Source organism: Paenibacillus sp. JNUCC 35 (genome assembly GCF_058269095.1).
The window spans coordinates 4,193,881-4,212,052 of sequence record NZ_CM177771.1 but is presented as its reverse complement, the minus strand read 5'-3'; the positions used below and the strand labels follow the sequence as shown (position 1 = coordinate 4,212,052).

The following is an 18,172-nucleotide window of genomic DNA, read 5'->3' as shown; positions in this document are numbered from 1 at the left end:
TATCGGGAGGGGCTAGGTTTATAGTTGGAAAACATTTGATGAATTAGCGAAAGCTAGTACACATGTAGCAGGATTCTCGGTGGTGATTTGGAAGGCATACTTTTAGTCCTATGATTATTCCAACATTACGTAAGCTAAGGGCATTGAGATTGCTTATAATAATGGCGCAAGAAATAATATTCGATATGGCAAATCAAATGAAGTGGAGATTAACGATGCTTAACACCTGTTCGAGGCCGAAATGCGAATTGGGATGTGAGTTTATTTATCTCTGTAAAAGTAACAAATTACCTTTGCTTTTGTGATTCTTCCCAAACCATATACTGTATTAGTGGGGATGGGAAAAACATCCTATCATTAAATTTACGATCCAAATATTTATTTAGTCTTCTCTTTAAAAATTTTTTTACATCGTTTAACTTTATGTGAATACAATCTTCTCTGGGGTTTTCCTTTTTCCTTGAAAATAAAACCTTTACCACAAGAAAATCTTCTATTTGAGTCACTGCATTCTCGCTTACCTCGTTTATATGATTCTGAAAGTTGGGGGAGATACCAAATCGACCAACTGCTTTTTCAAGATGATTTCTATTAAATATTCGATCAGGATTAAATCTTCCAGTTTTGACTTCACAGATGAAACAAATTTTTTTGTTGCCGTCTATTTGTCCGAATAACTGTTCGTCCCAATCATTAGCTTGTCCACCTATCTCTTCAAAAACATAAGGCAGCCGAATTCCTAGCAAGTCTGAATCAGAACTTCTTCCCAATCTTGAATCAGTCATATGCAATACAAAATTATCAATAAGAAAGAAGCCATTGAATCTTAAGTACCAGTAAACTAATTCTTCTCCGTAATTTAACATCTTTTTCTCCCTCGTAAAAAATGCTATAATTTTAACATTTTTAATATTATCATAATATGAAACTTAGGATCTATAAATCGGATGATAACTTCATTAATAATTTATAAAAAGTAAAAATAAAAGAGGAGTCACGTTTTTGGTGGGCAATTTTTCCTTTTAAAGATTAATCATTTGGAGGTCATTAATTATGAATAAAATAAAAAATATTAGACTCTTATTATGTGGTTTCTTAATTGGAGCCGTTTGTTTTAGTGGTTTAACTTATGCGGCTGTTGGAGGTACTAAAATTGAGGTTTACTATAACAATCTTAAATATAAGATTGATGGTGTCGAAAAGAAGCCTTCAGAAGGTCAAGGATTTATATATGAAGGAACTACATATGTCCCTTTAAGATTTATAGGTGAAGCCCTTGGTAAGAACGTAGAGTATGAAGGAGACACAGGAACGATTTGGATGGGGAAAAAGGAGGGACGTTCGACTTATTTGTCTGATATTGAATACGCACGGAAAGATACAGATAGTGCGAAAAATTTACATATAGATAAGTGGGAAAATGTGAGAAGTAATGCTGCTGAATTCAGCGGTGACTTTTCGATTGCAGGATCCAAATTTTCTCATGGGTTAGGAATGGAAAGTGTTTTTTATTTGTCAGCAGGTGGGATGGGCTCAGTAGACTACAATCTCGATGGAAAATATAAAAAGCTATCCGGATTTATTGGTGTTGATGACCATACAAAAAACTCCAAAAATTTTGCTACTATTAAAGTACTAGCTGATGGGAAGGAAATTTATTCAAGCCCTAAAATGATGGGTGGCGATAAAGCTATACCAATTGACATTAACATGACGGGTGTCATTAAAATGCAAATTATATTCACTGAAGCCAAGGAATTTTATAAAGACAATACCTATGTAGATTTTGTTGAAGCCAAGCTATTTGAGTAAGGAAAGAAACTTCAGCAGCGGAGAATATGAAACAATAATTGGGGAAGTACGGTTTAAAATTTTTGGTAGTGCCATTGCCAGATCACTACAAATAAAAAAAGTTGCCTCTTAAGCATAAGATAGGGTCGGATATGAAAATAAACTAATTGGAATCATCGCAGTTACTGCTCTAATACTTTCGATTTTAAAAAAGATACAAGTGCACAAGTAGCAGCACACTTTTTTCGATGTACCCTAGTGATCTACAACGACGCTAACTACTGAAACGACTCGCAAGAATCAATTAAGAAAGCCCGAGAACATAAAAAAGCTCACTCCCGCCTTTGCGGCGGAGTGAGCCTTTTTATGTTCAGTACCTTACAGCCGGCTCCAGCAGCGTTAACGTTCCGGCCGACGCGTTCAAATTCACATTGGCGCCGATCGGGATGGCGGCTTTGTAAAAGCCGTGCGCGGAAGCAAGGTTGGTCAGCAGCGGTTTCCCCAAGGGGACGATCACTTCGCTGATCAGGTCCTCGTACGTCTTGCCGTAGGCGGCCTCGCAGTTGGTGCATTCGCCCATGACGATACCGGCGCAATCCTGGAGTTTGCCGGCCAGTCTAAGCTGGTCGACGTAGCGGTACACGGTGTTGACCGGCTCGTGCGTTTCTTCCAGGAGCAATATTTTTCCTGTGGTATCGACTTCAAATGGCGTCCCCAGCGACCCCACCAGGGAGGTGAGGTTCCCTCCGATAATCGGGCCGGAGACATTGCCGGGGACTCGCCCAATTAAAGGGACGCCCGGAGGGTTCGCGATGGGGCGTGGAGCCGCAACAGATGAGGTCGCCGTGAAAAATTGCTCGAAGTTGTACGGCGGCGTGTCCGGCCTGAAGTCGAGGAGCAGCAGGCTGTGAAACGTAATCAGATCCGCCAGCTTATATAGGGCGTTGAGCAGCACGGTAATATCGCTGTAGCCCGTCACGATTTTGGGATTTTGCCGGATAAAAGCATAATCCAAGTACGGCAGGATGTCCGCGACGCCTACACCGCCTCTTGTCGGCAGGATCATTTTCACGCGGGGATCGGCGTAGACCGACATAAAATCTTCGGCGCGTTCCCGGTCCGTTCCGGCGAGATACCCGTTTGCGGAGTACACGTAGCGGCCCAGAAGAACGTTTAGCCCCAAGCTTTGCAAATAGGCAATCCGTGCCTGAATGGTTTCGGCGCTCAGCGGACTGCCCAGGGTGACGATTCCGACTGTATCGCCGGGCAGCAGTGCGCCTGGCTTGATCGCCATTGAATCGCCTCCTTTCCCGCTCGTTTATTACTAACGTATGAGAGAGGGAGAGGGAATAGGCTAGTAACTTGGGCGCAACCGTATGTTTACATTCGAACGATAGAGGCCACGCGCCCTATAGTCCTCTGACGCTGCATCATGCGAGGGCGTCTACACGCGTCGCGAAAACCACCGTGCGTTTCTGTACAACACGGCGAAACGTAAATTCCGTCTGTCTCTGTACGGTTGTCTCTGCACGGTCAATTCGCCCGATCCGATCTGATCCGGTTTCGGGAGCGCCGGAGGATGATCTCTGATACACTTAAGGCAAACTCACTTGAATGGAGAAGTCAGACTATGCAATCCGACACCTTGTGCATTATCCCTCCCGGCAAAAGAAAAATATGGGACTGGGATGCCGCTCACGGACCGGCACCCGCAAGAGACGCTTACACCGGAACCTTGAACCGGAAAGCGCGGGCTTACGCGGAAGCCAGCGGCTACGATTGGGTCATTTTATCCGCCAAACACGGCTTCCTGATGCCAGCGGATATGGTCCCGGGCAATTACGATACGGCTTTCGGAGCCGCGAATGCCGACATCATCTCTTCCGAGGAGCTCGCCCGGCAATGGAAAGAGATGGAGCTTCAAACCTACAAACGGATTGAAGTGCTCGGCGGCAAAAAGTTCCGTCCGATTATCGGGGCGCTGGCGGGTACGGCAGCCGTTTATTTTCCTCTGGAAAATAGCCGTGGAATCGGGGATATGCTGCATTTGCTTGATGCTTGGACAGCCCGGATAACGACGGAGGCGGACGTGGAATGAAAGGTCCTATGAACGATTAAGGCGATGGCGTGCGCATCGAAATAAACCGAAGATTAGAGCCAGCCGAAGGAAAAACTGTGCGACAAATGTAAGCAAAGGATTGAAGCGCCTACCGAAATCTTCGCAATTGGCCGCTGTTGTTTTTCGCGATTGTCTTGGCCGAATACAGTTTAGCTGTTAGAGCCAACCGATTTGTTCCCTTCTGAAATAAAAAAACACCACAGGCTCGGGGCCTGTGATGTTCCACACAAATGGTCGATTGCAGCTTAGCCGGTACGACCGCTTGGGGCTGTGTGAAGCTCAATACCGGCTTGGCGCTGAAGTCGCTGAAACAGTGAAAGATGCCGCTGCCGGTTAGCTTTTTAGCACACCGCCCAAGCTTGCTCCCGGGGCAAACAGCCGCCGGATGTTCTTCTCGACCTCCGGGTCGGGAACGAGAGGCGGAGCCTGATGCGGCTTGACGCGCGCGTCGATGATGACGTTGTCGCAGGCCCAGTGCTTATACTCGTAGGCGCTGTTCACGCCGTACATATCGTGCGACGGGTTGCTGCGCGTAAACGTGGCCCACAGAAAATTGGCGAAGTCCGCGCTCAGGAACTCGCTGTCGTCGCACAAAACGATCATCGGGCAGCCTGGAAGCGGCCCTTTGCCCGCAATGGCTCCGCACAGATGCTCCAGCTCCAACGAAGCCTTCTCGTACGTCTCGAAGGCAGGTCCCCGCATCGCGACAACGCCCGGCATGACGAGCCGTGCCTCTCCGAACGGAGAAAGTTCCGTCAGAGCAGCGGGAACTTCCGTGCACAAGTCCCTTTTCTTATCCCCGTAAGCGGCAAAAAGCACCTTGCTTCCGGTATTCAGGCCCGTACCCGAATAATCGAGCGTATCGATGGTGGTGTTCGTGTAAAAGTGAATGTCGCGCCTCAGATCGATCCGTTCGAGGATATAGGCGAGAAAATCTTTTTCTTTATGGGTATCGAGCGGCTGCTTGTCTTCCGCCGTCATAAACAAATACTTGGCGAGGCTCAGCTGGCCTGTGCCGAGCACCCGGTTGGCCAGCGTAAGAATTTCCGCAGGCTGCTTGACCTGCTGATAAGGCGTGTACCGTTCGCTGCCGATTGCAAACAGAAGCGGATGCACACCCGCCGCATCGACGGCATGAACTTCCTTGACGCCGGGAATCTCTTGCTTGATCGCATCCCCCGTCAACTCGTGTATGAGTTCGCCGAACGAGGTGTCCTCCTGGGGAGGACGTCCGACAACGGTAAACGGCCAAATGGCGTTTTCCCGGGCGTACACTTTGTGCACGCGCAAAACCGGGAACGGATGCGTCAGGCTGTAGTAGCCGAGATGGTCGCCGAAAGGACCCTCCGGTTTCGTTTCGCCGGGATGAATTTCCCCGGTAATGACGAAGTCCGCATCGTGGCTGACGCAGTAGCCCTCCGCATAACTGTAGCGGAAGCGGCGTCCGGCAAGCAGGCCGGCAAACGTCATTTCGCTCAGGCCCTCCGGCAAAGGCATAACCGCCGACAGCGTGTGAGCGGGAGGCCCGCCGACAAAGATGCTTACTTTTAAAGGAGCGCCCTGCTTGTTGGCCTTATCCTGATGAATGCCGATGCCCCGGTGAATCTGGTAGTGGAGGCCGATCTCCTTGTCCGTTTCGTAATCGTTGCCGGTGAGCTGGACGCGGTACATCCCCAGGTTGGAGTTCATGATGCCCGGCTTCTCCGGGTCCTCCGAATAAACCTGCGGCAGGGTGACGAAAGCTCCGCCGTCCATGGGCCAGTGCTGGATCAGGGGAAGATCGGAAATCGAGATTTCCCTGAAGTCCGCGGGAAGGCCGGATTTTTTTAACGGAAGAGCCTTAAAAGCGGCCAGGCCGTTGCCCGCGGTTTTGAACGGCTGCTTAAGCGCCTTGACGGGATCGTTTCGGAGGGCGATGATGTTTTCGGCATCCTGCCATGTATGTCTGAAAATAAATTTGCTTCGTTCCAGCGTGCCGAAAAGGTTGGAAACCGCCTGAAATTTCGAGCCTTTGACCTTTTCGAACAGCAGGGCGGGACCTCCGGCTTCATAGACTTTTAAGTGAATGGCCGCCATTTCCAGGTAAGGATCGACTTCTTCTTTGATGCGGATCAGGTGTCCGTTTTTCTCCAAATCAGCTATGCAGTCTTCTAAATGGGCGTACATGGTCGATAGTCTCCGTTCTCTTGAGGTCGGCTGTTTACGCGAGAGACGCCAGCCTTTAAAATCAGTTAAAGCCAATTTCGCGCGGGTGTCAAATGAATCTCTCCGGATTTTCGGAAACGGCAGGAAATAGTCACTTTTCATCTAGTTTTAAAGTTTTTTTGTGTTTGCTGTAATAAAAGTCGTTACGTGTAACATTTTGTAAAAAAAGCTTGTTTAACGTGCTTAAATCTCCTATTCTAAGAGAGTGAGAACGCGTGGATACGAATAGAAGGTTACCGCGGCCCGTCAAGCTAAACGGATAACCGGAGGCGTCTACTATGAAAAAAATACTCGCATTAACCGTACTGGCCGCTTCATTGGCGCTATCGGCCTGTTCGCAGACGGCAAGCACTTCTGGCGGGACCAAGCAGGAGTCCGCAAAGGAGTTAACCGTGACCATTATGGCGCCGGAAAAAGTGCCGCTGAACCAGGAAACCGTTCTGAAGGTAGAGGTCAAGCAGGGCCAGGAGCCCGTCAAAGATGCGGGAGATATCCAGTTCGAAATCTGGAATATCAAGAACGTCGACACCGCCGTAAATGTGGTTGCAACCTACGAGGACAAGGGGGTCTATAGCGTAAAAAACACGTTTAAAGAGGACGGGATTTATTTTGTCCGGACTCATGTAATCGCTCGCAATCAGCACATCATGCCCAAGCAGAGAATTATTGCCGGCAACGTGTCCGACGAAGAGATCAAGACGTTTGAAGAGAATGTGAAGAAGAAATAGCAACGCACGTAAAAAAGCCGGATCTGCGGAAGCAGACACGGCTTTTGCTGTGAAACGCGGGGCCTGGGCACCGTTTATCTGGAAGCCCAAGCGCTCTCCGCACCGACCAGACGGGAAACGGGATACATTCTCCGGACGGGAAGGACGATCAAAGCCCCGATAAACGCTTTTACCGCATCGCCGGGGAGATAAGGAAAGCAGCCGACGGACAGAGCCTTCGTCAGAGTCATGTTGGAAACGACATGGGCCATCCAGGGCACACCGGTAACATAAAGCAGCAGCGAGCCGAATACGAAGAGAGTCACGAAAGTAAGCACGAAAGCGGTGACTCCGCTGCCTTTGATAAGCGGAACGAGGATGCCGATGAACAGAGCGGCGAAAGGATAGGCCCAGATAAACCCGCCTGTCGGACCGAGAACCAGATCCAGTCCTCCTCTTCCGTGCAAGAGCGGAAGCCCGAGAGCCGTTAAGACTACTACAAGGGCAATGCTGAAAAAGCCGTAGCGGGCCCCCAGCAGAGCTCCCGCCAGCATGATGGCGAAATTCGCCAGCGTAAAAGGCACCTGCGAAAAGCCGAATTGAATGTTGACGAAGCTAAGCGCAACAAGCAGTGCCGCAAACATGGCGCTGAACGTAATCCCGCGGACGGTGAATGACGAACGTTTCAATTGCATCTTCTCCAATCATTTGTTAACTTTATATTATGTATTTCGGTTGACAATCCGCATTGTAGCACAGCAGGGGCGGTTTTGTGAATAGGTTTGTGAACAGGCTGGAGGTATTTGCACGGGAAATGGAAAACGATCACGAGAAACATACGCAATCTCCCTATAGAATGCACGAAGTGTCCGTCGTAAAAAGAGGAGAGCCTGCGGAGGGCGTCTCAGCCGCGGATCAAACACTTCTGAACGAAATAAATATAGAGCTGCATAAAGGCGAGTGGCTCGCCGTTGTCGGCCGCAACGGAAGCGGCAAGAGCACCCTGGCGAAAGTGATGGCCGGGCTCATTCCGGCGGCGGGCGGATCTATCGAACCCGGCTGGACAGCAGGGGAGCGGATGCGCATGGTGCTGCAAAATCCCGATACCCAGCTTATCGGCGAGACCGTGTACGAAGATGTATGCTTCGGAATGGAAAACGCCGGAATAGATCCCGAACGGATGCCGGAAATAGCCCGTCATGTATTAAGACTCGTCGGTTTGGCGGATAAGCGCGATGACAACTGCGAAGCTTTATCGGGCGGCCAGAAACAGCTGACGGCTGTGGCGGGAGCGCTGGCTGTCGGCGCTTCCGTTCTGCTGATGGATGAAGTGACCTCGATGCTGGATTCCTTTTCTCGCAGCATGGTGCTCGGCGCGCTTTCGCAGCTTCACGGGCAGGGCGTGACCATCGTCTGGATCACCCAGAGGCTGGATGAACTCGCTCTCGCGGACAGGGTTATCGTTGTGGACGAAGGGAAGATCGCCTATTCGGGCGATGTGCGGGATTTTTTCTACGGAACATCATCTGAAGACGGCTCTTGGGTCAAAATTCGGGAAAACATGCCGGCGCCTTCCCCTTGTCTGGAGCTGGGATACGAACTCCCCTACACGGTTGAGGTCGCAAGGGAGCTTCACAGGCTGGAAGCCCTCGGCCTTGAAGAGCGGCCGGTAACGCCGGGCGAATTGATGGAGGTTTTGAACCGATATGGACTACCTGCACGTTAAAAACCTTTCGAAAACCGTCGGCGGGCCGGACACTTCTTTTGCCGTCCGGGACGTATCCTTCACGGCCGTGGCCGGGGAGATCACGCTGCTCATCGGCCGAAGCGGAGCGGGGAAATCGACGCTGTTGGATATGCTGGGAGGGCTGTCCGTTCCGGGCGGAGGCGGCATCCGGTATGGAGATACCGAGCTGTGGCCGGGCAGCAAACAAAGCGCAAGGGAAGCGAGGCGGAAGCTGGCGCTTGTTTTCCAGCACCCGCACGAGCAGCTTTTCGCGGCTACGGTCCGGGGGGAGTTTGACTATACGCTGAGACCGTTCAAGCTGAGCGGGGAGGAGCGGGAAGCCCGCATAGCCGAAGCGCTGGAGCTGTTCGGCCTCGGCCCTGAGCTGCTGGACGAGCGCCCTCACGAGCTCAGCGGCGGCACGCAGCGCAGGGCGGCCCTCGCGTCCGTCTTCGCGTCCCGGCCCCGCTGGCTGCTGCTCGACGAGCCGACGGCGGGGCTCGACCACGAGGCGGCCGCGAGGCTCACCGGCACGCTGCGCAGCTGGACGCGGCGGACGGGCGGCGGCGCGCTCGTCGCGACGCACGATCTCGATGCGTTCCTGCCGGTGGCGGACCGCATCGTGATGCTCTCGCAGGGTACAGTCGTGCACGACTGTACCCCTGCGGAGCTGGCTGCGCGTCCCGCTATGCTGGGGGACGCGGGGCTTCTGCCGCCGGAAGCGCTGGCGCTCGGCAGCCTGCTTCGCCGGCACGGCGTGGACGTGCCGGCAGGGCTTCCCGCGCCGGAGGAGACGTCGCAGGCGATTGCCGCCGTGCTGGCGGCAGGGGCGCGGCGCGGGCACGGCTCGGACGCGGCGGCGGGTCTTTCCGCGCCGGAGGAGCGGCTAAGCGCCGCGGCCTCCGCGGATGCGCCCGCGAGCCCCGGCAGCGCGCCCCGCGAGGCCGTGCTTTGCGGCAGCCCGCCAACCCAGGGAGGCGTAGTTTCAGCCGGCCCGTCTGAATGCGGCATATCGGCCGGCTCGCCTGCTATCGAGGGTGACTCATCTGCCGCGGAGACCGTACAGGCAGGCACATCGGCCGATGACCGGTCTCCGTCTTCCGGCAGCGGCCCATCCCCGGCAATGGAGCCCTCTCCCCCCGCCCTGCCGGTCGGACGCCGTTTCGATCCCCGAACCTTCTGGATCGGGTATGTACTTTTGTCAGCGGGAATCCTGCTGCAAAAGTCGCTGATCGGCCTGGCTGTATCCGCGGCAATAACCGCGGCGGCCGTTCTGCTGTCGCAGGTCCCCTTCAGAGCCGTCTGGAAGCCTTTGCGCGCTTTTCTGATTTTTACGGGTCTGTCGGCCGCAATCGCCGGACTGACGATCGGGGCCGGTCAAGGAGAAAGCCCGATAGGCTTCGACCCCCAGGCGGCGCTTGCGGCGGTCCGGGCATTATCGAACCTGATGCTGGTGCTTGTCCTGGGCGTCCTTTTTCCGCTTACGGTGGGCTATTTGCGGATGAAGCAGGGAGTGGAGCAGGGGCTGGCCGTTCTCGCGGGGCTGAAGTTCCCGGTGGAGGCCGTTGCGCTGACGGCTTCGCTTATGTTCCGGTTTATTCCGCTTATCGGCGGGCAGTGGAACCGGTTCGGCCGTATCGCAAAAGCCAGGGGACAGGGGCGCAGCGGGAAAAGCGGGCTAGGGCTAGCCGAGTTCCGAATTATGGCGCTGCCGTTCATGTTCTCTCTGATCCGTATGGCCGACGAGTTCTCAACGGCTTTGGAGATCAGAGGCTACAGCCGGACGGGAGGCAGAAGGACCCGAAGCCGGACACTACGGATGCAGGCTCGCGATTATGCCGCGATGTGTGTTTTTCTACTCGTATTCCTCTGCCTGGCCGCCCTGGCCGACATACTCGGATAAACGCACCGGCCTTCCCGCAAATTCCGGCGGACGCAGTGTCCGTGAGCCGTCTCATACGTCCGGTATATAAAAAGCCTGCAGAACGGATAAACGTTCCACAGGCTTTTTATGCTTCCTTCCGGGGAAGGGTTAGGATTCGATTTTTTGAAGGGCTTGGCCGGAGATGTTGTCCAGGTACCGATCTAGGCAGTTGCAAAGGAAATCTTTGCGGCAGATCGGGCAAGGCTCCTTCAGCAGCCGGGAAATACGGGATGCTTTGATTTCTCCGGATTGCAGATTGCGTTCGAAGAAAATACGGCCGTGTGTACGGTCTTTCAGAACGACAACGACTTCAAACAAGCCGTTTTTCGGGTTATCGCTTACTTTGGTTGCTTCAACAACCTGCGGATCATATGCCATGTTTCTTCCTCCTTAGTCACTCCTGCGTCTTCGGACAAAGACAGGCAGTGGATTTTTATATTATAATAAATTCAGCACGTTGTATTCAATAGAAAGGTTGGAGGCCCTTTGGAGATCGATTATGCGGAAGTAATTTCGGCGGAAAACGAACTGAATCTTGCCGTCGGCGTCCATTTCGAAGACGAACCGGATTCTTACTACGTCGTGGATATTCTGGCTTCGCCGGAAGGACGCATCCGCAGCCTGGAGCTGCTGTTTAACGGTTTTTCGTGCAAATATACCTTCAAGCCGGACGAGAAGGAGCAGCTTGTCCGTTACTTAAACGCTCATAACCCGCTTGCTCTGCCCTGGGTGATCCCGGATGAAGAAGCCGGTGTAAAATAATAAACGGAACCGTCCTCCGTATGCGGGAACGAGTTCCGTTTATGTTTGTGCGCGACTCTTCTTTTTTTCTCCTGCAGAGTCGGTGTGGATTTGGTGGCGGGCTGAACGCCGTCCCACGATTTCCGTTTAATTGCGGGATCGAGTTTTCCTTCGCGGATTTGTTTGTCCCGCAGCTTGCGTGCTCGGCTGATCGCCATGTCGGATGGGCCTCCTTTTAAGTCTTCACAGACTTTTGAATACTCTATCTAGTATACTCCTTAAGGCGCCGGATTGACAATGAATAGTACGGGCAGCGAAGATGTGAGCCCTAACAACCCGCACCAAGCGAGCAAGGCGGGACGGCCGGGCCTGAAGCTAACGGGACGCTTACTGTCCTGCAAAGACCGCGAACATGGAAGGAGGTGCCGGGAAGCGTGAAAATCAGAATAGACCTTTCCGTAGGCGGCGAGAACATAAAAGAAGCTTTTCTTCAGATAGAGGATCGTAAAGTGGATCATTTAACGGAGGAGGAACTGCTGCAAGCCGTTGAGATCAATATCCGCAGCTGGGCGGACCGGGAAATCGGAATCTCCTGGGAAATCGTGGAGTTTCCCGTGCGGCCCGAAGACGAAGAAGAAGGCTAAAGCGCAGCGGCCGGTGTTCAGGCTGTCAGGTTGCGGGAGCGCGGAACGGTGCCGACGCCGCCTTATTTGCTTTTCGTATGGGCGCAAGGCGCTGGGGGCACTCTACAGGAGACCAAACGGAATCTGCCAGTGGGGTGAATACAATGAGTTCTGCAACACATGCGGGCGGCGGGGCGATGGACGCCAAGATCGACGCCTATAAAACCGGAATTTCACAGCTGCAGGAACAGCTTCCGTCGGTAGCGGACGCTTATGATCAATTTACGGGCGAGTGCTTCAAAGACGGTGCGCTTCCCGCGAAAACCAAGCAGCTGATCGCACTGGGCATGGGGCTTTTTGCCAACAATGAAGTCTGCACGTTCTACCATGTCCAGGAAGCGCTGAGCAAAGGGGCGAACGCCGAGGAAATCAGAGAAACGGTAGCGGTCGCGGCCGCAATCGGCGGAGGACATGCCATGTCCCAGGGAGTCACACGGGTGGAGCAGGCTCTCCAAGGTGTCGTTCATTAACGATTGATGATTTTTTCCGCGGCATAAAAAAACAGCTCCCTGCTGAAAGGAGGACCTTTCGGGCGGCGGGGCTGTTTGTCTGTAGCGGAGGTTGCACAGGTGCTTGTCCTCAACTTAACGGCCGGAGCGGAATGAATTTCTGCCGGGCGGATATCCTCCGTCATGGATCATGCGATGCCCAAACCGGGCGCCGGGAGCTGGGGAATCCTTCATGCCGGCGGGCCGGACGGATCACTACCGTCTGCGCTTCGCTTTGAACCGCGGTGCGACGTAATTGCGCTTGCGGTCCCGGAAAAAGGTCCAGCCGCCGATAAAGGCGACGCCGAGACCGAATAGAATGAAACCGAGGACGAATTTGCCCCAATGCATATAGCCTTCCGCCTCGAATTGATGGAAAAACGCGTCTTTCATGGACAGAAAACCGTAGGTCGCCATAACGCCGGGAATAACGAGAAGCATGATCGCGACAAAACGGCTTAATTTATCTTTCATAATGCGGCTCCTTTTCAAATCAGAGAAGAGAATAAGTGAGGGCTCAGCGCCTTTATTCCCATGATACCGTGTCCGGATGGTTCTGTCTATTTTGGACGCCTACTATATTTTAAGGGCGTACAGGGGTTACAATGAACGGGACGGGGATCGGCCGTACGGGGGCACGCGCCTGCCCGGCAGCCGACTTTTACGGAAGGCCCTTGTACGTTGTACAATGAGGACGAATCAACCCTGCCATACATAACAGGTTCATACACATAAAAACATGAATGACCATGAATAACCATGAAAAATCATGAAAGACCCAAAGGCTTCGTTAAAGAACAGGAGGAACATAAAAATGAGTGGACAAGCGTACGATATCGTAATTTTGGGAGGCGGAACGGGCGGTTACGTCGCCGCTATCCGTGCGGCCCAGCTCGGCAAGAAAGTGGCGTTAGTGGAGAAAGACAAACTGGGGGGAACCTGTCTGCACCGCGGCTGTATCCCGAGCAAAGCGCTTTTGAGAAGTGCGGAGGTTCTGGCGACAACCAGGCAAGCGGAAGAGTTCGGCGTCATTGCGCCTGACGTTTCCCTGGACTTCACCCGAGTGCAGTCACGTAAAGACGGCATCGTGGCTCAGATTCACAAGGGCGTGCAGTATCTCATGAAAAAAAATAAAATCGACGTCTTTAACGGAATCGGCCGCATTATGGCCCCGTCGATTTTCTCTTCGAGAAGCGGAACGCTTTCCGTCGAAATGCCGGATGGCAGTTTCGAGACACTGGTTCCGGAACACCTCATCCTCGCCACGGGATCGCGTCCGCGCGTCCTGCCCGGTCTGGAGCCGGACGGCGAACACATCCTGACGAGCGACGAGGCTCTGGCGCTTGAAGCGCTGCCGGATTCCCTGATCATTGTCGGCGGGGGTGTAATCGGCGTGGAGTGGGCGTCGATGATGAACGATTTCGGCGTGGACGTAACCGTTGTGGAAGCGGGCCCCCGCCTCGTGCCGACAGAGGACGAGGAAATCTCCCGCGAGCTGGACCGGCTGCTCCGCAAGCGCGGCGTGAAGGTGCTCACGAACGCAAGCGTGCTCGCGGACACGCTCCGCAAGGACGCTTCCGGCGTCACGGTCGCCGCCGAGCAGAAAGGCGAGCGCGTGGAGCTCGCCGCCGCCAAAATCCTCGTATCGGTGGGAAGAGCTCCGAACGTGGAACAGTTCGGGCTGGAAAACACCGATGTGAAGCTGGAGCGCGGCTTCATCCGCGTGAACGGGCACATGCAGACGAACATCCCCCACATCTATGCCATCGGCGATGTGATCGGCGGTCTGCAATTGGCCCACGCGGCCAGCCACGAAGGCGTCGTCGCGGTCGAGCACATCTGCGGCTTGAAGCCGCACACACACGAGGCGCACCGCATTCCGAGATGTGTCTACACACGGCCGGAAATCGCGTCCGTGGGCTGGACGGAAGCGGAAGCCAAGGAGAACGGCTTCAAGATCAAGACCGGCAAGTTCGGCTTCAAGCCGCTCGGCAAAGCCATCGTGTACGGGGAGAACGACGGGTTTGTCAAAGTCGTGATCGACGCGGACAAGAACGATCTGCTCGGCGTTCACATGATCGGACCTCACGTCACGGATTATATCGCCGAAGCCGCGCTGGCTCAGCTTCTGGAAGCTTCCCCGTGGGAAATCGGCAGCACGATTCATCCGCATCCGACGCTTTCGGAGGCGTTCGCGGAAGCGGTTCTCGCCGCCGAAGGCCGGGCCATCCACATTTAACCAAGGGTAGAAACCGGCTGTCTGTGCCAAATGTCCGTTGAATTGGACAAGAATACCGTTTATAATAAGCATATAGTGTCTAGTATTAAGACCAGGTAACAAAAAGGAGGCGCAGCCCCAATGTCCATCGGTCAATACGTTAAGCATCAGCAATTAGGACTTTCCGATGAAAGAGTCATTCAAATGTATACATCCATGCTGCTCGCGCGCAAATTCGACGAGCGGTCCCTGCTTCTGCAGCGTTCCGGCAAAATTGCCTTTCACGTATCGGGCGTAGGTCAGGAAGCGGCTCAGGCCGGAGCGGCATACGCTCTCGACGCCGAGAAAGATTATTTCCTGCCGTACTACCGCGATTACGCGTTTGTTCTTTCGGTGGGCATGACTATGAAGGAACTGATGCTTTCGGTGTTTGCGAAAGCGGAAGATCCCAACAGCGGCGGCCGCCAGATGCCGGGCCACTTCGGACACCGCAAGTACCGGATCGTGACGGGCTCCAGCCCGGTTACGACGCAGGTGCCGCATGCGGTCGGGATTGCCCTGGCCGCCAAGATGAAGGGCGACGAGCTTGTCTCCTTCGTGACCTTCGGAGAAGGTTCCAGCAATCAGGGAGACTTCCACGAAGGCTGCAACTTCGCCGGCGTGCACAAGCTGCCGGTCATTCTCATGTGCGAGAATAACCGGTACGCGATTTCGGTTCCGCACCACAAGCAGGTTGCGGGCAATATCGTCGACCGGGCGATCGGCTACGGCTTCCCCGGTGTGAAGGTGGACGGCAACGATCCGCTGGAAGTGTACCGCGTGGTGAAGGAAGCCCGCGAGCGCGCTCTGCGGGGCGAAGGCCCGACGCTGATCGAGGCGGATTTGTACCGGGTTCCTCCGCACTCCACGTCCGACAACGATCTCTTGTACCGCACGAAGGAAGAAGTGGAAGAGAACCGCGCCAAAGACGGACTGCCGAAATTCCGTCAATATCTGATCGAATGCGGCATCTGGAGCGAAGAGAAGGACCAGGAGCTGCAGGCTGAGATTCAGAAGGAAATCAATGAAGCGACAGCCTACGCGGACGCGGCTCCTTATCCGACAGGCGAAGATACGCTGAAGCACGTATACGCCCAGGCGTAAGTGCAAGAGCAGAGGGAGGCAGCAACGTGGCAGTAATCACCTATTTGGAAGCAATCCGTTCGGCGATGCAGGACGAAATGCAGCGCGACGAAAATGTATTTGTTTTGGGAGAAGACGTCGGCAAAGGCGGCGTGCTCAACGCGACGAAAGGTCTGCGTGACCTGTACGGCGAAAGCCGCGTTCTTGATACGCCGCTGGCCGAATCGGCTATCGTCGGAACGGCGATCGGAGCCGCGATGTACGGGATGAAACCTATCGCGGAAATCCAGTTCGCGGACTTTATTTTTCCGGCGACGAACCAGATTATCAGCGAAGCGGCCAAAATCCGCTACCGTTCCAATAACGACTGGAGCTGTCCGATCGTCATCCGCGCCCCTTACGGAGCGGCGGGAGGCGGAGCGATTTATCATTCGCAGTGCCCGGAATCGGTATTCTTCGGAACGCCCGGCCTCAAAATGGTCGCGCCGTCGAATCCTTACGATGCCAAAGGGCTGCTTCTGGCGGCTATCCGGGACCCGGACCCGGTACTTTATTTTGAGCATAAGAAATGCTACCTCTCGCTTTCGGCGGAAGTGCCGGAGGGCGATTATATCGTACCGATCGGCAAAGCCGAAGTGAAGCGCGAAGGCGCGGATTTGACCGTGATCGCGTACGGAATTGCGGTGCACTACGCCCTGCAGGCGGCGGAAGAGCTGGCGAAGGAAGGCATCAGCGCCCACGTGCTCGATCTGCGCACGATCCAGCCGCTTGATGTCGAGGCGATTCTGGAAGCGGCGGCCAAGACGGGCAAGGTTCTGATTGCCCATGAGGATAACAAAACAGGCGGGATCGGGGCCGAAGTTGCGGCTATCGTGGCCGAAGAGCTGCTGTACGATCTCGATGCGCCGATCCGCCGGTTATGCGGCCCGGATGTTCCGGCCGTCGGAATGAACCCGCCGATGGAGAAGTTTTTCCTGCTTAACACGGACAAATTAGCGGACGCGATGAGAGAACTCGCGCAGTTTTAATGGGGGAACGCGATATGAGCGAATCAAAATTCCGGCTGGCCGAAGTGCCGGTGCCTCATCTGGCGGAAAGTCTCGTTTCCGCTACGATCGGTACCTGGCTGAAGCAGCCCGGTGACTATATCCAGCAGTACGACGTGCTTTGCGAGCTGTACACGGACAAAGTCAACGTCGAAATGCCCAGCCCGATCGAAGGCAGGCTGGTCAAAATCCTCGTAGGCAGCGGCGAGACCGCGGCCGTAGGAGACCCGATCTGCCTCCTGGAAGTGCCGGAGACGGCGGAAACGGCTTCCGCGGGCGCAAGCGGCGGCCCTGCATCGCAGGGAGACTCCGCGGCGGCAATCGCGGAAGACAGCGCCGACCAGAGCATGCGCGGCCGGTACTCGCCCGCCGTGCAGCGTCTTGCCGCGGAGAACGCCGTGGATCTCGGACGCGTCAAGGGCACGGGTTTCGGCGGGCGCATCACGCGCAAGGACGTCGAAACCTACATAGCGCAGGGCGGGGCACCTGAGGCTCCGAACGGCGGCAGCCAGGCTGCACGGCAGACGCATGCGGCTCCCGCGGCGCAGCAAGCGCCATCCGCGCCGGCGCATCAACCGTCTGCGGAAGCGCCGGTTGTTAATCCTTACAGACCCGAACCGCAAATTCCGGTGCGCAGCAGCGGCATTCACCTATCGCAGAATCCGCCGACGCCGCTCGAATTCGACAAGAATTCCGATTCGCGCGGGGAAACGTTCATCGATGTGACGCCTATCCGCAACACGATCGCGAGCCGCATGCGCCAGAGCGTATCGGAAATTCCGCACGCCTGGACGATGATCGAAGTGGACGTAACGAATCTCGTGACCCTGCGGAGCAAGGTCAAAGAAGAATTCATGCGCCGCGAAGGGATCAATCTTACCTATCTTCCGTTTCTTCTGAAAGCTGTGGTCAATGCCATTAAAGACTACCCGATCATGAACTCGGTCTGGGCGGTCGATAAAATCATCATCAAGCGGGATATCAACCTCGCGCTTGCGGTCGGTACGGAAGAATCCGTTCTGACGCCCGTGATCAAGAAAGCGGATCAGATGAATATCGCGGGGCTTGCCCTCGAAGCGGACACCCTAACGAAAAAGGCCCGCACCGGCAAGCTGTCGTTAAACGACCTGCAGGGGGGCACTTTTACCGTGAACAACACGGGCTCCTTCGGTTCCATCCTTTCGCAGCCGATTATCAACTATCCGCAGGCGGCCATCCTGACCTTCGAATCCATCGTGAAAAGGCCGGTCGTGATCCAGGATATGATCGCGGTCCGTTCGATGGTGAACATCTGCCTGTCGCTGGACCACCGGATTCTAGACGGGGTTATCTGCGGACGCTTTTTACAGCGCGTGAAGGAAAATATGGAAGCCTACAATCTTGAAACCAAGCTGTATTGAGG

19 protein-coding genes are annotated in these 18,172 nt (G+C 54.5%); 12 read left to right on the top strand and 7 right to left on the bottom strand.

The features are described from left to right. Nucleotides 1-287: 287 nt before the first annotated feature. The gene (locus tag AC2TF6_RS18940) at nt 288-866 is read right to left on the bottom strand and encodes a hypothetical protein (RefSeq protein ID WP_491308042.1); all 579 of its coding nucleotides are present in this window, start codon (nt 864-866) and stop codon (nt 288-290) included. A gap of 187 nt (nt 867-1,053) precedes the next feature. Here AC2TF6_RS18940 and AC2TF6_RS18935 point away from each other — a divergent pair, with 187 nt between their 5' ends. Continuing rightward, nucleotides 1,054-1,812: an NPCBM/NEW2 domain-containing protein gene (locus tag AC2TF6_RS18935; RefSeq protein ID WP_491308041.1), complete on the top strand. Its 759-nt coding sequence runs from the start codon at nt 1,054-1,056 to the stop codon at nt 1,810-1,812. Between the two features lie 349 nt (nt 1,813-2,161). Here AC2TF6_RS18935 and AC2TF6_RS18930 read toward each other — a convergent pair whose 3' ends face one another. Next, entirely contained in the window at nt 2,162-3,085 is a 924-nt protein-coding gene (locus AC2TF6_RS18930) for a S66 peptidase family protein (protein ID WP_491308040.1), read from the bottom strand. A 336-nt stretch (nt 3,086-3,421) separates the two neighbouring features. On the opposite strand from AC2TF6_RS18930, the gene AC2TF6_RS18925 reads away from it, so the two are divergent. Then, nucleotides 3,422-3,889 (top strand): DUF6884 domain-containing protein, encoded by a 468-nt coding sequence (locus AC2TF6_RS18925; RefSeq protein WP_491308039.1) that lies wholly within the window; start codon nt 3,422-3,424, stop codon nt 3,887-3,889. 354 nt (nt 3,890-4,243) lie between these two features. Here the strand turns inward: AC2TF6_RS18925 and AC2TF6_RS18920 are convergent, their stop codons facing one another. Then, nucleotides 4,244-6,076: a UbiD family decarboxylase gene (locus AC2TF6_RS18920; RefSeq protein WP_491308038.1), complete on the bottom strand. Its 1,833-nt coding sequence runs from the start codon at nt 6,074-6,076 to the stop codon at nt 4,244-4,246. 317 nt (nt 6,077-6,393) lie between these two features. Here AC2TF6_RS18920 and AC2TF6_RS18915 point away from each other — a divergent pair, with 317 nt between their 5' ends. After that, complete coding sequence (locus AC2TF6_RS18915) at nt 6,394-6,843, top strand: FixH family protein (protein ID WP_377660323.1); 450 nt, start codon at nt 6,394-6,396, stop codon at nt 6,841-6,843. Nucleotides 6,844-6,917: 74 nt separating this feature from the next. Here the strand turns inward: AC2TF6_RS18915 and AC2TF6_RS18910 are convergent, their stop codons facing one another. Then, nucleotides 6,918-7,517 (bottom strand): biotin transporter BioY, encoded by a 600-nt coding sequence (locus tag AC2TF6_RS18910; protein ID WP_491308037.1) that lies wholly within the window; start codon nt 7,515-7,517, stop codon nt 6,918-6,920. A gap of 77 nt (nt 7,518-7,594) precedes the next feature. Here AC2TF6_RS18910 and AC2TF6_RS18905 point away from each other — a divergent pair, with 77 nt between their 5' ends. Together AC2TF6_RS18905 and AC2TF6_RS18900 are read left to right on the top strand one after the other, a co-directional pair. Next, on the top strand, nt 7,595-8,548 hold the full coding sequence (locus AC2TF6_RS18905) for an energy-coupling factor ABC transporter ATP-binding protein (protein WP_491308036.1): 954 nt from the start codon (nt 7,595-7,597) through the stop codon (nt 8,546-8,548). Beyond that, complete coding sequence (locus AC2TF6_RS18900) at nt 8,529-10,451, top strand: ATP-binding cassette domain-containing protein (protein WP_491308035.1); 1,923 nt, start codon at nt 8,529-8,531, stop codon at nt 10,449-10,451. The genes AC2TF6_RS18905 and AC2TF6_RS18900 overlap by 20 nt, the downstream gene beginning before the upstream one ends. A gap of 129 nt (nt 10,452-10,580) precedes the next feature. On the opposite strand, the gene AC2TF6_RS18895 is transcribed toward AC2TF6_RS18900, so the two are convergent. Further along, entirely contained in the window at nt 10,581-10,850 is a 270-nt protein-coding gene (locus AC2TF6_RS18895; protein WP_009674880.1) for a hypothetical protein, read from the bottom strand. 108 nt (nt 10,851-10,958) lie between these two features. Here AC2TF6_RS18895 and AC2TF6_RS18890 point away from each other — a divergent pair, with 108 nt between their 5' ends. After that, on the top strand, nt 10,959-11,234 hold the full coding sequence (locus tag AC2TF6_RS18890; protein ID WP_042228594.1) for a hypothetical protein: 276 nt from the start codon (nt 10,959-10,961) through the stop codon (nt 11,232-11,234). Here AC2TF6_RS18890 and brfA read toward each other — a convergent pair. Next, nucleotides 11,177-11,431, bottom strand: coding sequence for a ribosome rescue factor BrfA (gene brfA, locus AC2TF6_RS18885; RefSeq protein ID WP_016423985.1), 255 nt, complete (start codon nt 11,429-11,431; stop codon nt 11,177-11,179). The genes AC2TF6_RS18890 and brfA overlap by 58 nt on opposite strands. A 216-nt stretch (nt 11,432-11,647) precedes the next feature. Here brfA and AC2TF6_RS18880 point away from each other — a divergent pair, with 216 nt between their 5' ends. Together AC2TF6_RS18880 and AC2TF6_RS18875 are read left to right on the top strand one after the other, a co-directional pair. Next, nucleotides 11,648-11,857 carry a hypothetical protein gene (locus AC2TF6_RS18880; protein ID WP_491308034.1) on the top strand — a complete coding sequence of 70 codons (210 nt, stop codon included), beginning with the start codon at nt 11,648-11,650 and terminating at the stop codon, nt 11,855-11,857. 143 nt (nt 11,858-12,000) lie between these two features. Continuing rightward, nucleotides 12,001-12,366: a carboxymuconolactone decarboxylase family protein gene (locus AC2TF6_RS18875; protein ID WP_491308033.1), complete on the top strand. Its 366-nt coding sequence runs from the start codon at nt 12,001-12,003 to the stop codon at nt 12,364-12,366. Nucleotides 12,367-12,600: 234 nt separating this feature from the next. Here the strand turns inward: AC2TF6_RS18875 and AC2TF6_RS18870 are convergent, their stop codons facing one another. After that, nucleotides 12,601-12,858, bottom strand: a complete 258-nt coding sequence (locus tag AC2TF6_RS18870; RefSeq protein WP_009674884.1) for a DUF2627 domain-containing protein — start codon at nt 12,856-12,858, stop codon at nt 12,601-12,603. Between the two features lie 340 nt (nt 12,859-13,198). On the opposite strand from AC2TF6_RS18870, the gene lpdA reads away from it, so the two are divergent. The 4 genes from lpdA (at nt 13,199) to AC2TF6_RS18850 (ending at nt 18,170) form a co-directional block, all read left to right on the top strand. After that, nucleotides 13,199-14,623, top strand: a complete 1,425-nt coding sequence (gene lpdA / locus AC2TF6_RS18865; protein ID WP_491308032.1) for a dihydrolipoyl dehydrogenase — start codon at nt 13,199-13,201, stop codon at nt 14,621-14,623. Nucleotides 14,624-14,743: 120 nt separating this feature from the next. Next, on the top strand, nt 14,744-15,745 hold the full coding sequence (locus AC2TF6_RS18860; protein WP_491308031.1) for a thiamine pyrophosphate-dependent dehydrogenase E1 component subunit alpha: 1,002 nt from the start codon (nt 14,744-14,746) through the stop codon (nt 15,743-15,745). A gap of 26 nt (nt 15,746-15,771) precedes the next feature. Further along, a complete protein-coding gene (locus tag AC2TF6_RS18855; RefSeq protein ID WP_491308030.1) occupies nt 15,772-16,752 on the top strand; it encodes an alpha-ketoacid dehydrogenase subunit beta in 981 nt (326 codons plus the stop codon). A 14-nt stretch (nt 16,753-16,766) separates the two neighbouring features. Continuing rightward, nucleotides 16,767-18,170, top strand: coding sequence for a dihydrolipoamide acetyltransferase family protein (locus tag AC2TF6_RS18850; protein WP_491308029.1), 1,404 nt, complete (start codon nt 16,767-16,769; stop codon nt 18,168-18,170). Nucleotides 18,171-18,172: the final 2 nt, after the last annotated feature.

What these genes read in the sequence shown, in the direction of transcription:
- AC2TF6_RS18940 (WP_491308042.1), bottom strand. Translation starts at nt 866, where the DNA reads ATGTTAAATTACGGAGAAGAATTAGTTTACTGGTACTTAAGATTCAAT.
- AC2TF6_RS18850 (WP_491308029.1), top strand. Translation starts at nt 16,767, where the DNA reads ATGAGCGAATCAAAATTCCGGCTGGCCGAAGTGCCGGTGCCTCATCTG.
- AC2TF6_RS18915 (WP_377660323.1), top strand. Translation starts at nt 6,394, where the DNA reads ATGAAAAAAATACTCGCATTAACCGTACTGGCCGCTTCATTGGCGCTA.
- AC2TF6_RS18935 (WP_491308041.1), top strand. Translation starts at nt 1,054, where the DNA reads ATGAATAAAATAAAAAATATTAGACTCTTATTATGTGGTTTCTTAATT.
- AC2TF6_RS18870 (WP_009674884.1), bottom strand. Translation starts at nt 12,858, where the DNA reads ATGAAAGATAAATTAAGCCGTTTTGTCGCGATCATGCTTCTCGTTATT.
- AC2TF6_RS18860 (WP_491308031.1), top strand. Translation starts at nt 14,744, where the DNA reads ATGTCCATCGGTCAATACGTTAAGCATCAGCAATTAGGACTTTCCGAT.
- AC2TF6_RS18900 (WP_491308035.1), top strand. Translation starts at nt 8,529, where the DNA reads ATGGACTACCTGCACGTTAAAAACCTTTCGAAAACCGTCGGCGGGCCG.
- AC2TF6_RS18930 (WP_491308040.1), bottom strand. Translation starts at nt 3,085, where the DNA reads ATGGCGATCAAGCCAGGCGCACTGCTGCCCGGCGATACAGTCGGAATC.
- lpdA (WP_491308032.1), top strand. Translation starts at nt 13,199, where the DNA reads ATGAGTGGACAAGCGTACGATATCGTAATTTTGGGAGGCGGAACGGGC.
- brfA (WP_016423985.1), bottom strand. Translation starts at nt 11,431, where the DNA reads ATGGCGATCAGCCGAGCACGCAAGCTGCGGGACAAACAAATCCGCGAA.
- AC2TF6_RS18895 (WP_009674880.1), bottom strand. Translation starts at nt 10,850, where the DNA reads ATGGCATATGATCCGCAGGTTGTTGAAGCAACCAAAGTAAGCGATAAC.
- AC2TF6_RS18910 (WP_491308037.1), bottom strand. Translation starts at nt 7,517, where the DNA reads ATGCAATTGAAACGTTCGTCATTCACCGTCCGCGGGATTACGTTCAGC.
- AC2TF6_RS18920 (WP_491308038.1), bottom strand. Translation starts at nt 6,076, where the DNA reads ATGTACGCCCATTTAGAAGACTGCATAGCTGATTTGGAGAAAAACGGA.
- AC2TF6_RS18875 (WP_491308033.1), top strand. Translation starts at nt 12,001, where the DNA reads ATGAGTTCTGCAACACATGCGGGCGGCGGGGCGATGGACGCCAAGATC.
- AC2TF6_RS18925 (WP_491308039.1), top strand. Translation starts at nt 3,422, where the DNA reads ATGCAATCCGACACCTTGTGCATTATCCCTCCCGGCAAAAGAAAAATA.